The sequence below is a fragment of the Streptomyces sp. WAC07094 genome (assembly GCF_036320405.1).
GTDB classification, from domain to species: Bacteria; Actinomycetota; Actinomycetes; order Streptomycetales; family Streptomycetaceae; genus Streptomyces; species Streptomyces lannensis.
Window position 1 is genome coordinate 8,431,905 of the sequence record NZ_JAVMJZ010000001.1, and the last position, 13,887, is coordinate 8,445,791.

The 13,887-nt window shown below is 69.5% G+C and carries 11 protein-coding genes and 1 pseudogene; 7 read left to right on the plus strand and 5 right to left on the minus strand.

Features of this window, described 5'->3' with window-relative positions:
- Positions 1 to 58 precede the first annotated feature (58 nt).
- Positions 59 to 679 carry an ABATE domain-containing protein gene (locus tag RCR19_RS37890; RefSeq protein ID WP_331269271.1) on the minus strand — a complete coding sequence of 207 codons (621 nt, stop codon included), beginning with the start codon at positions 677 to 679 and terminating at the stop codon, positions 59 to 61.
- 137 nt (positions 680 to 816) lie between these two features.
- On the opposite strand from RCR19_RS37890, the gene RCR19_RS37895 reads away from it, so the two are divergent.
- On the plus strand, positions 817 to 1,365 hold the full coding sequence (locus RCR19_RS37895; protein ID WP_331269272.1) for a carboxymuconolactone decarboxylase family protein: 549 nt from the start codon (positions 817 to 819) through the stop codon (positions 1,363 to 1,365).
- Between the two features lie 276 nt (positions 1,366 to 1,641).
- On the opposite strand, the gene RCR19_RS37900 is transcribed toward RCR19_RS37895, so the two are convergent.
- The gene (locus RCR19_RS37900) at positions 1,642 to 2,883 is read right to left on the minus strand and encodes a cytochrome P450 (RefSeq protein WP_331269273.1); all 1,242 of its coding nucleotides are present in this window, start codon (positions 2,881 to 2,883) and stop codon (positions 1,642 to 1,644) included.
- A gap of 416 nt (positions 2,884 to 3,299) precedes the next feature.
- Here RCR19_RS37900 and RCR19_RS37905 point away from each other — a divergent pair, with 416 nt between their 5' ends.
- Positions 3,300 to 3,737, plus strand: coding sequence for an ATP-binding protein (locus RCR19_RS37905; protein ID WP_331269274.1), 438 nt, complete (start codon positions 3,300 to 3,302; stop codon positions 3,735 to 3,737).
- Between the two features lie 79 nt (positions 3,738 to 3,816).
- Here the strand turns inward: RCR19_RS37905 and RCR19_RS37910 are convergent, their stop codons facing one another.
- Both RCR19_RS37910 and RCR19_RS37915 read right to left on the minus strand, forming a co-directional pair.
- Positions 3,817 to 4,971 (minus strand): histidine kinase, encoded by a 1,155-nt coding sequence (locus RCR19_RS37910; RefSeq protein ID WP_331269275.1) that lies wholly within the window; start codon positions 4,969 to 4,971, stop codon positions 3,817 to 3,819.
- Between the two features lie 95 nt (positions 4,972 to 5,066).
- Positions 5,067 to 5,720 carry a response regulator transcription factor gene (locus RCR19_RS37915; RefSeq protein WP_331269276.1) on the minus strand — a complete coding sequence of 218 codons (654 nt, stop codon included), beginning with the start codon at positions 5,718 to 5,720 and terminating at the stop codon, positions 5,067 to 5,069.
- A gap of 449 nt (positions 5,721 to 6,169) precedes the next feature.
- On the opposite strand from RCR19_RS37915, the gene RCR19_RS37920 reads away from it, so the two are divergent.
- The 4 genes and pseudogenes from RCR19_RS37920 (at position 6,170) to RCR19_RS37935 (ending at position 11,159) form a co-directional block, all read left to right on the plus strand.
- Entirely contained in the window at positions 6,170 to 7,111 is a 942-nt protein-coding gene (locus RCR19_RS37920; protein WP_331269277.1) for an LLM class flavin-dependent oxidoreductase, read from the plus strand.
- A gap of 180 nt (positions 7,112 to 7,291) precedes the next feature.
- Positions 7,292 to 8,275 (plus strand): Lrp/AsnC family transcriptional regulator, encoded by a 984-nt coding sequence (locus tag RCR19_RS37925; RefSeq protein WP_331269278.1) that lies wholly within the window; start codon positions 7,292 to 7,294, stop codon positions 8,273 to 8,275.
- A 577-nt stretch (positions 8,276 to 8,852) separates the two neighbouring features.
- Positions 8,853 to 10,027: pseudogene (locus RCR19_RS37930) on the plus strand (acyl-CoA dehydrogenase family protein).
- A gap of 112 nt (positions 10,028 to 10,139) precedes the next feature.
- Positions 10,140 to 11,159 carry a MaoC family dehydratase N-terminal domain-containing protein gene (locus RCR19_RS37935; RefSeq protein WP_331269279.1) on the plus strand — a complete coding sequence of 340 codons (1,020 nt, stop codon included), beginning with the start codon at positions 10,140 to 10,142 and terminating at the stop codon, positions 11,157 to 11,159.
- Here RCR19_RS37935 and RCR19_RS37940 read toward each other — a convergent pair.
- Positions 11,111 to 12,268, minus strand: coding sequence for a CaiB/BaiF CoA-transferase family protein (locus RCR19_RS37940; RefSeq protein WP_331269669.1), 1,158 nt, complete (start codon positions 12,266 to 12,268; stop codon positions 11,111 to 11,113). The genes RCR19_RS37935 and RCR19_RS37940 overlap by 49 nt on opposite strands.
- Before the next feature lie 366 nt (positions 12,269 to 12,634).
- Here RCR19_RS37940 and RCR19_RS37945 point away from each other — a divergent pair, with 366 nt between their 5' ends.
- A complete protein-coding gene (locus tag RCR19_RS37945) occupies positions 12,635 to 13,861 on the plus strand; it encodes a transposase (protein WP_331269280.1) in 1,227 nt (408 codons plus the stop codon).
- Positions 13,862 to 13,887 lie beyond the last annotated feature (26 nt).

The following is a 13,887-nucleotide window of genomic DNA, read 5'->3' on the forward strand; positions in this document are numbered from 1 at the left end:
CAACTCCCCTGGCCCACAGGGAGTTTGGATTCGTATGCGTTGAGGCTGGTCTGTGGCCTCAGGCGTGTGGTGGCGGCGGTGGTGCCGGGCGACGCGCATGCGGTTGCCGCAGGTGGGTGAGCACCATTTGCCTGCGTGCGTGGTTCTTGACGAAGAAGAGCAGGCAGTTGGGTGCCAGGCAGGGGCGCAGCCGGTCGCGGTCGGGGCCGGCGAAGAGCTGGACGGCCTGGTGGGCGAGGAGCTGGACGGCGTGGTCGGCGGCGGTGCCGGGTCCTCGGTAGGTCCGTGTGGGGTGCCCGTCGGTGGGCCAGACCAGCTCGGGCCAGGTCTGCGCGAGGCGGTTGAGGGTGCCGATCGCTTCCGGGCGGGCCAGGCCGGGTGCGGTGGCGGGAGGGCGTGGGTCCTCGGTCGTCTCCGCCGCGAGCCGTCGTAGTGCGTCGCGCAGTGCGCGCAGGGGGCCGGCGACCGCGCGCACCGCGTCCTCGTCCAGCTGCTCGGCGGTGATCGCGCTGTCGGTGGCCAGCCGGTCGGCGACGGCACGCAGCCAGGCGGCGGCGCCGGACTCGCTGTCGAGGGCGTCGTGGGTACGGCCGTGGTCGGCGGTGACGGTGTTCATCAGCTCGACCGGCAGTGGTTCGCCCAGCAGCGGCGCCCTCGTGATCACACCCTCATTGCTCATACCCCCAGGATAACTCTGCGACTAATGGAAAAGTCTCACTCCATCCATTTGACCGATGAGCAGCGGCATGGCACAGTCCTAATGGTAGAAACGCTTCCAGTCATTAGTCATGCGCCGAATCCTCCAAGGAGATCGTTATGTCCACGCTGTTCCAGATCCGCCCTTCCGAAGCCACTGGTGAGGCGGCAACCCTGCTCGCCGAGCTCAAGAAGAACATCGGTGCCGTTCCGAACATGGCGAAGGCGATGGCCAACAGCCCGGCCTTGCTCAAGGGGTGGATAGCACTGTCTGCCGCGCTTGCCGATGGCGTGCTGCCTGCGCCGGTGCGCGAACGACTCGCGCTGGCATCCGCCGAGTACAACCGCTGTAGTTATTGCCTGTCCGCCCACACCTACCTGGGCAAGAACGTCGCCAAGCTGGACAGTGAGGAGATCGAGCGTGCCCGTCACGAGCAGTCGGCCGACCCGCACGCGGCCGCGCTGCTCGCTCTCTCCGGCGCGATCGCCCGAGGGCGCGGCGCCGTGGACGAGAGCACGATCCAGAGCGCTCGGGCCGCCGGAGTAACAGACGCCGAGATGGCCGAGGTGGTCGGCAATCTCGCACTGAACATCCTGACCAACTACTTCAACCTCGTCGCCGGCACGGAGTCCGAGTTCCCCGTCGTCACACCTCACCGGCACGCGTGACGACACCGACCGTGCGGGTCGGCGCCCCGTCCTGTTGACGTGACCCGCGCGGCCGTCTTTCTGGACTGGAACTGCCGCCTCCCAGGCGGGTGGTGGGGCCGGAGCGCGCGTGTTCGCGGGTAAGTTGATGTACGCCGTCGGCACTTGTCACGCGGCACGTCCGGGTACTTCTCCGCTGCCTGCTCTGCGCGGCGGATCCGCGGACCGCACGGCCCGGTCGGTCCGACAGACGCGTCACTGCCAGGGCCCCCAGCGGAGTTGCGACGTCAGCAGGGGTCACGCGGAGGAGTCCACGGGAAGCCGGTCGGGGGTGAAAGTGACCGGGAGGTGTTCGGGGCCGCGCAGGCCGCTCGGTCTCCACCGGAGTTCGCCCGGCGGCACGGCCAGGGCGAGGTCGGGAAGACGTCGTAGGACGGTCCCGATGGCGACTTGGCCCTCCAGGCGGGCCAGCGGTGCCCCCAGGCAGTAGTGGATGCCGTGCCCGAAGGCGAGATGGGCGTTGTCCCGGCGGGTGATGTCCAGATGATCGGGGTCCGCGAACCGCTCCGGATCGCGGTCCGCGATGGCGGAGGCGACGACCACCGTGGCGCCGCGAGGGATCGTCACGCCCGCGATCTCGACATCCTCGCGTGCGAACCGGGCGATCCCGGGGTTGACCGGCCCGTCGTAGCGGAGGAATTCCTCGATCGCGTCCGGCAGCAGCGCAGGATCATCCCTCAGCGATCGCAGTTGGTCGGGATGAGCCAGCAGCGCGGAGATGCCGCCGCCGATCAGGTTCACGGTGGTGATGTATCCGGCCACCAGCAACAGGAAGGTCATGGCGACGAGTTCGTCCTCGTCCAGTCGCTGTTCCGCGTCCCGGGCGACGATCAACGCGCTGAGCAGGTCGTCCGCCGGCCGGTCCCGTTTGGCCTGCAGCAGCCCGGTGAGGTACGAGCGCATGTGCCGCCAGGCGCCGTCCACGACGGCCGGATCCGGCGGTTCCGAGCCCCGGCGGATCATCTCGTCGGTCCAGCGCTGGAATTCGTGCCGGTCGGTCGAGGGGACTCCGAGCAGTTCACTGATGACGGTGACCGGCAGGGGCAGGGCGAAGTCCGTGATGAGGTCCGCGCGGCCCGTCGGTACGACCGCGTCGAGCAGACGGTCGCTGATCACTTGAACGCGGGGGCGCAGTTCGGCGACCCGACGAGCGGTGAACGCCTTCGACACCAGGCGGCGCAGGCGGGTGTGGTCCGGTGGGTCGGCGCGGAGCATGGTGCTCAGAAAGGACTCGCGCTCCGTCGAAGGCAGTTGCTGCATCAGCCGGGGGTCCGAGGCGTCGCGGATGTCGCTGCTCAGCCGCGGGTCGGACAGGGCGGCGAGAGCGTCCTCGTACCGTGTGACCAGCCAGGCCTCCAGGCCGCCTGCGATGACGGCGCGCCGCACCGGACCCTCGTCGCGCAACTGCCGGTAGAACGGGAACGGGTCGGTGAGGAAGTCCGGGTCGGCGTAGGGCAGAAGGACCGGCTGCTGGCTCATGATGCCTCCCGAAGTACGCCGCGATCACGTCCCATGAATCTGTCCGGCTTTGAGATTCTATGCGTCGATTGTGCCGTATCAGGGATTTCAACCAAGGGACGGGACGAAGACTCTGGCCCGTGTTCCGCCGAGGACGTCGCACGGATCGGCTCCCGGGCGAGCAGCGGGGAGCCGCCAAATCCGCCCGTGGCCTCGCTGTGGACGGACATACGCGGGGGCCGAGAGCCCACGGACTCCCGGTCCGCCGAGAGGAGGGAGCGGGGCCGCAACCGCGACGAAAGTTACGTCGCCGTGTGTCTTCGGCCATCCTCGAATCGGAAGAAAGAGATCGTTCCCGCGCTTCCGGCAAGGCCACTGTGGAGGTAGTCCGGGACCGAGCCGTCGGCCCGCGTGCGCATCCTCTTGGAGGCCCTTCGATGAGTCGCCACCGCTTGGTCGCCAGGCTTCGCCGCGATCGTCATGCGCCCTCCCAGGCACGCCGAGTCCTCGCCCGCCTCACCCCGACCGGCTGCACGATCGCTGACACCGCCGCACTGCTGGTGTCCGAGGCGGTGTCGAACGCGGTGCTCCACTCGGACGGTGCCGACATCACCGTGGCGGTCACGCGCAAGGCAGGCGGGACGATCGTCGGCGCGGTCTTCGACACCGACCCTCGGATGGGACCCGGCGCCCGGGTGACGCACCTGCGGCAGGCCGAGGCGGCCGAGTCGGACGTGTGCCTGGAGAACGGTCGCGGTCTGGACCTCATGGACATGCTGGCCTCGTCCTGGGGCGTCTCCCCGGTCGGTGGCCGGGGGAAGTGGGTGTGGTTCCAGCTCGAGGCCACGTGTGACTGGGCATCCGTTCCCGCGTGAGACCGTCGTCGGCATGGGCACATGGCAGTGGCTGCCCTGTGCGGCATGGCAACGATCGGAGCGTGGGCCCGTCCCTGTGTCATTCGGTCGACGGACGGGAGGGCAGGTGGAGCGCCACACGGAAGCCGTCGGCGCTCGGGGCGGCGTCGATGTGCCCGCCGAGCAGGGCAGCGCGTTCGCGCAGACCCACAAGGCCGTGGCCGCCGCTCGGCAGATCGTCGTCAGGTGACCGGGTGGCCGGACCGTTGGAGACCGTCAGGTGCACACCGTCCACCCGACAGTGCAGATCGACGTCCACGGACGCGCCGGGAGCGTGCTTGGCGGCGTTGGTGAGCGCCTCCTGAAGCGTGCGATAGAGGGCCTGCTGTACGACGGTGGGCAGCGCCTCGGGAAACCCCTCCACGCACAGGGAGATCAGCTGCCCGGTACGTCGGCACCGCTCCACCAGGCCCGACAGTTCGTCGGCGTCGGGTCGCGGAGCTCGCGGGGCGCGGCGGCCGGGGGTGAGGATGCCGAGGATCTCGCGGAGTTCCTCCAGCGCGTGACGCCCTTCGCGGCGTATCAGTTCGGCGGCATCGGCGATCTTGGGTTCGTGTGCTGCGGCTCCGACGCGCAGGGCACCGGCTGTCAGCACAATATGACCGACCCGGTGCGCGACGACGTCGTGCATGTCCCGGGCGATGCGCGACCGCTCCTCGACACGAGTGCGCTGGACGAGCAGCTCCTGCTCGCGTTCCAGGGTGGCCAGCTGGGCCCGGGCGGCGGTGGTGAGGTCCCGGCGCAGACCGACCGCTCCGCCCACGGCCAGGGGACCGATGGCCAGGGCGAGGGTGTATCCCGCTTCCCGTGGGTCCCACGCCGCACCCGACCACAGGGTCCCGATGTCGGCTCCGCTCGCGACGATCACGAAGAAGGCGAGCACCCGTGCCTGCCGGCGGTAGGCGGTCCCCACCGTGTACAAGGCGATGGCCAGCGCCGTGGGGGTGAAGCAGAGCAGATGGCAGAGTACGACCAGACAGCCGACGGCGAACGGATGCCGTCGCCGCCACCACAGCAGCAGCCCCACCGCACCGGAGACCGTGGCGGTCAGGGGCAGCGGCGCCCCGGTCAGCAGCAGACCGTTCGAGGGCTTGATCCAGCTGTTGCCCACGCCGAGCGTGGTCGCGGCGATCACCAGGGCTGCGTCCACCCGCCGCGGCGACCAGAACGACGCGGAGAAGACGCCGGACGCCACCCCTACAGTGGATCAGGTCCTGGTCGCCGATGGCACGCCGAGACCCTCCGCGGATCGCCGGGGACGCTGTGGGGCGGTGCCGGTGGCCTCGGAGGTCAGCGCTCCAACCCCGCCCGGTACGCCAGCCGCGCCGCTTGTACGCGGTTCTCGGCGCCGATCTTCGCCAGCAGCCTGCTGACCTGGCCTTTGACGGTGCCCTCGCTGACATGGAGGGCGGCGCCGATGTCCGCGTTGGAAAGTCCCCGGCCGATGAGCCGCAGTACGTCGACCTCGCGTTCGGTCAGCTTCGCGAGGGCGGACTGCTCGGCTTCGGTGAGGCGGACTCCGTGCTCGGCGAGCTGCTCCATGACCCGTCCCGTGACGGCCGGGTCGAGCGCGCCCTTGCCCGCCGCGACCTGACGAACGGCCCGCAGCAGGTCCTCTGGGGGCGTGTCCTTCAGCAGGAAGCCGCTGGCACCCGCCTGTACCGCCGTGTCGACGTGCTCGTCCTCGCCGAACATCGTCAGGATGATCACGCGAGGCGGCACCGGGAGAGCGCGGATCTCACGCGTCGCGGCCAGCCCGTCCATGCCGGGCATACGGATGTCGAGCAGGGCGACGTCGGGGCTGAACTGCCTGGCCGCGTCAACAGCGCTCCGACCGTCCCACGCCTGGGCGACCACGTGTACGTCGTCCGCGGACTCGAGCACGTCACCGATGCCGCGGCGCACGATCTCACTGTCGTCGGCCACAAGGACGTGGATCACCATCCGGTACCGCCCCGTCGCTCTCACGGAGGTGCTCAACGGTGATCGCCCGCCGTGCGCGTGCCCATGGGCGGACTGCACCTCCAGGTGTTCCACTGTGTCCCATCATGGCGGGACCGGCATGTTGCGGCATGACTGACGCGTTCGCCCGGGGCGGGGCTGCACGCGCATGCCCCATAGGGGACGAGGTCTCGGCATGAAGTGTCAGAGCGAGCCGGTGTCGCTATCCGCGACCGTGAGGACCGGCTGGGTGAGCAGGTCCTCGACGAGGACCCTGCAAAGATGCTCCTGGCGGAGAGCTTCTTGTTCTTCGCGTTCGGATGCTGGGCCCTCGGCGGACGGGACCGCACCTGTCCTTCGTCGACGAGCCCCGGCTGCCCGGCTGACAAGGCGGAAGGGGCGAGCGGCGCGGCACCCGGTGCCCGGCAGGCGACGCTCCCTAGGATGTGCGGGTGCGATTCGCGATCTCCATTCCGCAGTTCTCCGCAGACGGCGCGTTCGATCCGGCCGCGTTCCGCGCCTACCTCACGCGTGTGGAGCAGTCGGGCTTCGACAGCGCCTGGACGCAGGAGCAGATGCTCGGTTCCAAGCCGCAGCTCGGACCGATCGAGACCATGACCTACGCCGCCGCGTGCACGGAGCGCCTACGTCTTGGATGCGTGGTCTTCGTGTCCACCCTGCACAGTCCGGTCCACCTGGCGAAGAGCATCAGCTCGCTGGACCAGCTCAGCCGCGGCAGGATCGAGGTCGGCTTCGGCACGGGTGGCAAGCAACGCCCGTTCGGGGCCTTCGGCGTCGATCCGGAGCGCTACGTCGCCCGCTTCTATGAGGGCCTCGACGTCATGACCCGGCTCTGGCGCGACTCCAAGACCGACTACCGAGGCGAGTTCTGGCAACTGACGGACGCCGCCATGGAGCCGAAGCCGTTCCAGAAGCCCAACCCACCCATGTGGTTCGGAGGTAGCGGGCGCACCGCACTGCGCCGGGCCGTGATGAGCCCGGGACTGTTCAGCGGCTTCTTCGGCGCCGGACAGGTCTCGACCGCGAAGTTCGCCGACCAGGTACAGATCGTGCGGGAGGCTCTGGCCGAGTCCGGCAGGCCGGTGGACGACTTCGCGATCGCCAAGCGCGTCTACATCGCGGTGGACGACGACGCCCGGTCGGCCCGCGAGCGGATCAACGCCGAGCTGGCCGCGCTCTATATGAGGAAGTCGCCCGAGGTGGAGGCCGCGGCGATCGCGGGGACTCCCGCGGAATGCGCTCTCCAACTGCGCGAGGTCATCGCCGCGGGTGCGCAACTCATCCTGTTCACACCGCTGTTCGCGCAGGCCGAACACCTCGAGCGGCTGGCGTCGGAGGTCATGCCGGGACTCGGCGCGGGGACGTCCGGATAGCAAGGCGCCGACTCGGCCACCGGTGGCCGGCCAACGGCTCTGTCGCCGGCGGCCGATTGCGGGCCACTCGCTCGGGCGGCCGATGACCGTGCGGGCCGCCTCGACCGGCGACAGGAACCGTCACTCTACGGATACCGCACAGGCCTCCGCCAAGAAGAGAGAGGACGCTGAAGGCCCTCCATGCAGAAAGCTCGCCGCCGTCTCGACACGGCGGATCGGCGGATCACGGCCGTGCTGATGGCGTCACCCCGTGCGTCCTGGCGGAGCGTCGCGGCGGTGCTGGGCGTGTCCGAGCGCACGGTCGTACGGCGTGCCGCCCCGCTGTACCAGGATCGCACCCTGCGGGCCACCGCCGTACGCAATCCCGCTCTCTTTCCCCACCTGGTCCCGACTGTCCTGCGCATCCGCTGTCGCCCCGACCGGATCACCGCGATCGCCGCCGCCCTCGCCCGGCGTTCCGACACCGTCTGGGTCGACATCCTCGGTGGGGGAGACGAGATCTGCATCGTGGCCTTCCTCGACGGACCCGATGCACGCAACAACCTGCTCCTCCGCGACCTGCCGGCGACCGCGGCAGTGCAGTCCTGGACGGCCTACGACCTGCTGAAGGTCTTCCCCGCGGGATTCGCGTGGAGCGCGGGACTTCTGAGCGAGGAGGAGTCCCAGGTGCTGTGGCCTGACTTGACCCGGCCCCCCGAGGCGCTGTCTCCACTCCCGGAGGACAAGCCGCTCATCGACGCACTGGTCGAGGACGCCCGTATGACCTATGGAGAGCTCGCGCACCGCACCGGCAGGACCCCGAGAGCCGTACAACGGCGCCTGCACGCCCTGGTGGAGGCGCATGTCGTCAGGCTGGCCACCGAAGTGGACCTGGCACTGCTGGGGGTGCACGCCGAGGCACTGCTGTGGATCACGGTGGATCCGGGGGCATGGGAAGAGACGGGGCAGATCCTCAGTCAGCATCCTCAAGTACGTTTCACGGCGGCCACAACGGGCTCCAGCAGTCTGCTGGTGGCGGTGGCCGCCACCGATCTCAGCGCGTTGTACACCTTCCTGACCGGCACGGTAGGGGCGTTGACCGGTGTTTCCGCAATAGAGGTGACCCCCATCCTCACCGGAGTCAAGCGCACCGGCCTTGTGCGCCACGCCGCGGTGACTCTGTGACGAGGCCTCAGGTCGGTGTCGACCTGGCCGTCATCCGGGCAGGCCAAGGGAACTGACGGCGCATCATACCGTCATCGAGTCTTCCACCGCCCCCGGCACACCGCATTTCCGGCTGTTCCAGGTCACTCAGCCCAATGGCACCGCCGGCGCTACTGGCCGTGTTGCCGTCCACCCGGCTCGACGTGACGGAGACGGTGCTCCCGGGCTGACCGTTTGGGTGACCGGAAACACCGCCACCGCTGGCCCCGGCGGTGGCGTGGCCATGCTCGGCGGAACCGGCACCTTTGAATCCACGCACGTGACCCGGAACACGGCGGCCGATGTGGATGGCGGCATCTCCGCTCGGGCGAGCTGAACGTCCGTCGAACCACCAGTCGCGGTCCGAGGGCTCGCAGACGGAGGACTGTCTGCGAGCCCTCGGCGCCGTGTCGCAGGGACTTTCCGGGCAGCAGGACCAGGAGGAACCTGCCCGTTGCGGAGCCCGACCGGTCCGGCGGGAGTCATCCCCTGAGAAGGTGGAGGACGCCAAGCCGATCCTCCGCAAGACGCTCGACAAGGACGTGACGTAATCATGGGGATGACCGAGGTCCCGTCGACCGCCCGGCTAACGGAGGAGGAGCGCGCCATCGTGGAAGTGGTCGCCGACTTCGTCGACAACGAGGTGCTCCCCGTGGTTCGGCAGTTGGAGCACTCCGACACCTACCCCGAGGAGCTCATCGAGCAGATGAAGCGGCTCGGGGTGTTCGGCCTGCTCGTGCCCGCCGAGTACGGCGGCGTTGATGTTTCCACCGCCTGCTTCGCCCTGGTCGCCCAGGAGCTGGCGCGCGGCTGGATGTCGCTGGCCGGTGCGATGGGCGGGCACTCCGTGGTGGCCTATCTGATCCGCACCTTCGGCACGCCCGAGCAGAGGGCGACGTATCTGTCCGCGATGGCCACCGGCGCCTTGCGTGCCACCATGGCGCTGACCGAGCCGGGCGGTGGCTCCGACCTGAAGGCCATGCGGACCAAGGCGGTACTCGCGGACGGCACATGGACCGTCAACGGCTCGAAGACCTGGATCACCAACTCACGCCGGGCCGGACTGATCGCGCTGCTCACCCGCACCGAACCCGAACAGGGCAGGGCTTCTCCATCCTTCTGGTGGAGAAGGGTGCCGGTTACGAAGTCTCCCGAGACCTGCCCAAGCTCGGCTACAAAGGTGTCGAGAGTTGTGAAGTGGTCTTCGACCAGGTGCAGGTCCCTGAGTCCGCCGTCCTCGGCGGCGTGGCCGGCAGCGGCTTCCCGCAGATGATGCGCGGACTGGAGATCGGCCGGATCCAGGTGGCATCCAGGGCGCTTGGTGTCGCCCAGGCGGCGCTCAACGACGCCACCCGCTATGCACAGGAGCGGGAGGCCTTCGGCCGTCCGATCTGGGAGCACCAGTCGATCGGCAACTATCTCGCCGACGGTGCCACCAAACTGCGGGCGGCGCGCCTGCTCACCCTGGACGCTGCCGCCCGGGTGGACGCCGGCGAGCGTGCCGACATGGAGGCGGGCATGGCCAAGCTCTTCGCGTCCGAGGTCTGTATGGAGGTCACCCTCAACGCGATCCGGATCCACGGCGGTCACGGCTACTCCACCGAGTTCGACGTCGAGCGCTATTTCCGTGACGCCCCGCTGATGATCGTGGGTGAGGGCACCAACGAGATCCAGCGCAACGTCATCGCCAGGCAGTACATCGCCCGCAACCCGATCGACGGCGGAGGCCGCTGATGAGCCGATCCGACGCCCCCACCACGCTCCGCGCCCCGAGGCAGGGGCGGCGCACCGGTGCCGGACCCACGGGCGCCGAAGCTGCGCCGGCAGCCATAGGGGAGGCACTGGGATGAGCGGCGCGCCTGAGCATTTCGCGGCCATCGAGGCCGATTGGCGTCCGGGGCCCGTCGAGGCCGCGGAGTTCGTCACCGCGGCGCCCGTCCGGGCCTTGGCGGGGCTCTTCGACCAGCCGGTCCCGGCGCTGGGCGTCGGCGATCCGCTGCCCCCGTTGTGGCACTGGCTGTACATGCTGGACCGCCCGGCCCAGGCCGATCTGGGCGAGGACGGCCACCCTCGCGACGGCGGGCTCTTCCTGCCACCACTGCCGGACCGGCGTCGGATGTTCGGTGGAGGACGGCTGGAATTCCGTGCCCCGATCCGCGTCGGCGATCTGCTCACCCGCCGTTCCGAGGTCGCGAGCGTACGCGCACGGCACGGCGGATCCGGTTGGCTACTGCTGGTGACGGTGCGTCATGACTACCTCGTCGACGGCGAGATCCGCACGGTCGAGGAGCAGGACCTCGTCTACAAGCAGGCAGGCATCGCGCCCGTCCCCGAGCCTGCCGGGGAAGCGGTCCCGGCCGCGCCGACCGAAGTGCCCACCGCCCCTTGGGCGTTCACCCTGCGGCCGGACCCGACACTGCTCTTCCGCTTCAGCGCGCTCACTTACAACGCCCACCGCATCCACTACGACCGCGACTATGCGCGGGACGTGGAGGGCTACCCGGACCTGGTCGTGCATGGCCCCCTGCTGGCCCTGTCCCTGCTGGAACTCCCGCGCCGCTGCGCCCCCGGAACGCGCCGTCGCCGCCTTCACGTTCCGCTCGAGAGCCCCGCTCTTCGCGTCGAGGGACATCGAGGTGACGGGCGTTCCGGAGGGCGACCGTGCGGTGTTCTCGGCAGGTCTTCCGGGCTCCGCTCCCGGGATCTCCGCGTCCGTGACCCTTCGCTGACTGAGCAGGACTTCCGGGCGGTCGGCGCCCCGCAGAAGGGCGCGGAGGCCGCTGCGGGAGGGCCCGGAGGACGTCGTGAACTCCTCGGTCAGACCGAGCCGTCGGCGTGCAGCGCCTTGATCGCTTCGTTGTCGTAGCCGAGCGCCCGCAGCACGGTGTCGGTGTGCTCGCCCACGGCCGGGACCGGGTCCATCCGCGGGGTGACTCCGCCCAGGGTGGCAGGGGGCAGCAGGGCCCTGATGGGCCCGCCCGGTGTCTCGACATCGCGCCATCGGTCACGGCCGGCCAGAACCGGATGGTCCCAGTACTCGGCGACCGAGTTGAGCCGGGCATTGGCGACATTGGCCCGGTCCAGCAACTCGACGGCTGCGGCGGCGTCCAGGTCGGCGAAGCGTTCGCCGATGAGCGAGTTGAGTTCCTCGCGGTTGGCCACCCGGGCGGAGCCACGGTGAAAACGCTCGTCCGCGGCGATGTCCGCGGCCTTGAGGAAGATCTCGCAGAACGAGGCCCACTCTCGTTCGTTCTGGATGGCGAGCAGCACGGTCCCGCCGTCGCGTGCCGTGAACGGCCCGTAGGGGGCGATGGTGGCGTGCTGGGCACCGAACCGGGCGGGCTCGAGGCCGCTGTAAGCCGTGTAGTAGGCCGGTGAGCCCATCCACTCCGAGAGCGCCTCGAAGAGGGAGACCTCGACCGGGGTGCCGCGGCCCGTGGTGGCGCGCCGGATCAGCGCTGTGAGGATGCCGGAGTAGGCGTACATGCCGGCAGCGATGTCGGCGATCGAGATGCCGACCTTCGCGGGTTCCTCGGGGGAGCCCGTCAGGGAGACGACGCCGGTCTCGCACTGGACCAGCAGGTCGTACGCCTTGCGGTCGGCCCATGGGCCGCGGTTGCCGTAACCGGAGATGTCGCAGACGATCAGCTTGGGGTGGCACTCCGCAAGATCCTCGGCGCCGAGGCCGAGCCGGCGGGTGGCGCCGGGGGCGAGGTTCTGGACGAACACGTCCGCGTCGACAAGCAGCCTGTCCAACACCTCGCGGCCGCCGGGGGACTTGAGGTCGAGGGTGACCGACTCCTTCGAGCGGTTGAGCCAGACGAAGTAGCTGGACTGACCGTGCACCGACTCGTCGTAGGCGCGGGCGAAGTCACCGACGCCGGGGCGCTCGATCTTGATGACCCGGGCTCCGAGGTCCGCGAGCTGGCGGGTGGCGAAGGGAGCGGCAACGGCCTGCTCCAGGCTCACCACCATGATCCCTTCCAGGGGCAGGGCGGTCACTGGGCCTCCTCGGGTCCGGCCGACGTCGTCGAGCAAGACCATCACATCCTGGCCCCCGCTGCGACCAGGGGCGCGGACACGGTGCTTCGGAGATGTCGGGGCCGCCATGTCCGGACCGGCACTCCATGCCCAACGACCGGGGGGAGACAGGTCACCGGGTTCCTCCGAGGATGCCCCGGCCATCAGGTCGGGGAGGAATCGGACTCCTGCGGGGCGGAGCGGGGCGGGGAAAGGGCGATCGCCGCGAGGGCGATTGGCCGTCCACCACGGGACGGGGTGAGCAGGCCCGCCTTGATCAAGAGCTCCCGACTGTCAGTCCTCCCGGATGGATTCGGGTTCATGACGGCGGACGCGACGACGAATGGGGAGGCCGGGCACGTCCGGTACTCGTACCGCCTTCGGGTGTCCGCCGGCGCGCGGGCTGCGCTCGAAGCGGAGTGGGACGGGTGCCGCTGGATCTGGAACGAGTGCGTGGCCAAGTCCAAGGCCGTGTATCTGCACAACAAGGTGCGTTCCGAGGACAAGCTGACGTGTGGTCCAGCGCAGCTCGACAAGATGCTGACCGAGGCGCGCCGGGTGACGTCGTGGCTCGCGCAGGGCGCGAGCGTGCCACAGCAGCAGGTCATACACGACTTCGCGACATCGCGGGCGAAGGCGTTGGGGGACATCAAGGCCCGGCTGCCGATGCGGCAGCGTGCAGGGATGCCCCGCTGGAAGAAGAAGCGGGAGGCGGACCCGTCGTTGAACTACACCCGGCGTGGGTTCCGTCTCAAGGAAGGGCGCCTGCACCTGGCGGGCGGGATCGTGCTGACGGTGGTGTGGTCGCGCCGGCTGCCCAAGCCGCCGTCCTCGGTGCGCGTGTACCGCGACAGCATCGGCCATTGGTACGCGTCCTTCGTGACCACCGCCATCACTGAGCACCTGCCGGAGACCGGCCTCATGATCGGGATCGACTGGGGCGTCAAGGAGACCACGACCACTACGAGCGACGACCACGACCTTCCCCACGCCCAGCATGGGAAGAAGGCCCAGGCGAAGCTCTCGCGCTATGACCGGATGATGGCCCGACGCCGACCGGCCAAGGGGCAGGCCGCCTCGAAGGGCTACCGCGAGGCGAAGAAGCCGCGCGCGAAGGCGTACGCCAAGGTCGCCGGGCAGCGTCAGGATACCGGCCGCAAGTGGGCCAAGTCCGTGGTCTGCGACCATGACCGGATCGCGGTGGAAGACTTCCGCCCGAAGTTCCTCGCGAAGACCACCATGGCCAAGAAGGCGGCCGACGCTGCTATTTCGGCTACCAAGCGCGCCCTGATCGAGATGGGCCGCAAGCATGGGCGGGATGTGCGCCTGGTGCATCCCGTGCACACCACGATGGAGTGCGCAGACTGCGGAGCGAGAACCAAGCACGCGCTGCCTCTTTCGGAGCGAACGTATACCTGCACGCGATGCGGAGCCGTGCGCCCTCGGGACAAGAATTCCGCGTTCGTGATGCTGGTCCGGACGGGTTGGTGCCCGGCAGGTGCTGAGGGCGTAAGACCTCCCGGGCCGCTGGCCCGGAAGGCTGCCTGAGCCTGGGATTCCCACACACGCCTGAA

What these genes read in the sequence shown, in the direction of transcription:
- RCR19_RS37890 (WP_331269271.1), bottom strand. Translation starts at nt 679, where the DNA reads ATGAGCAATGAGGGTGTGATCACGAGGGCGCCGCTGCTGGGCGAACCA.
- RCR19_RS37945 (WP_331269280.1), top strand. Translation starts at nt 12,635, where the DNA reads ATGACGGCGGACGCGACGACGAATGGGGAGGCCGGGCACGTCCGGTAC.
- RCR19_RS37940 (WP_331269669.1), bottom strand. Translation starts at nt 12,268, where the DNA reads ATGGTGGTGAGCCTGGAGCAGGCCGTTGCCGCTCCCTTCGCCACCCGC.
- RCR19_RS37915 (WP_331269276.1), bottom strand. Translation starts at nt 5,720, where the DNA reads ATGGTGATCCACGTCCTTGTGGCCGACGACAGTGAGATCGTGCGCCGC.
- RCR19_RS37905 (WP_331269274.1), top strand. Translation starts at nt 3,300, where the DNA reads ATGAGTCGCCACCGCTTGGTCGCCAGGCTTCGCCGCGATCGTCATGCG.
- RCR19_RS37935 (WP_331269279.1), top strand. Translation starts at nt 10,140, where the DNA reads ATGAGCGGCGCGCCTGAGCATTTCGCGGCCATCGAGGCCGATTGGCGT.
- RCR19_RS37900 (WP_331269273.1), bottom strand. Translation starts at nt 2,883, where the DNA reads ATGAGCCAGCAGCCGGTCCTTCTGCCCTACGCCGACCCGGACTTCCTC.
- RCR19_RS37925 (WP_331269278.1), top strand. Translation starts at nt 7,292, where the DNA reads ATGCAGAAAGCTCGCCGCCGTCTCGACACGGCGGATCGGCGGATCACG.
- RCR19_RS37895 (WP_331269272.1), top strand. Translation starts at nt 817, where the DNA reads ATGTCCACGCTGTTCCAGATCCGCCCTTCCGAAGCCACTGGTGAGGCG.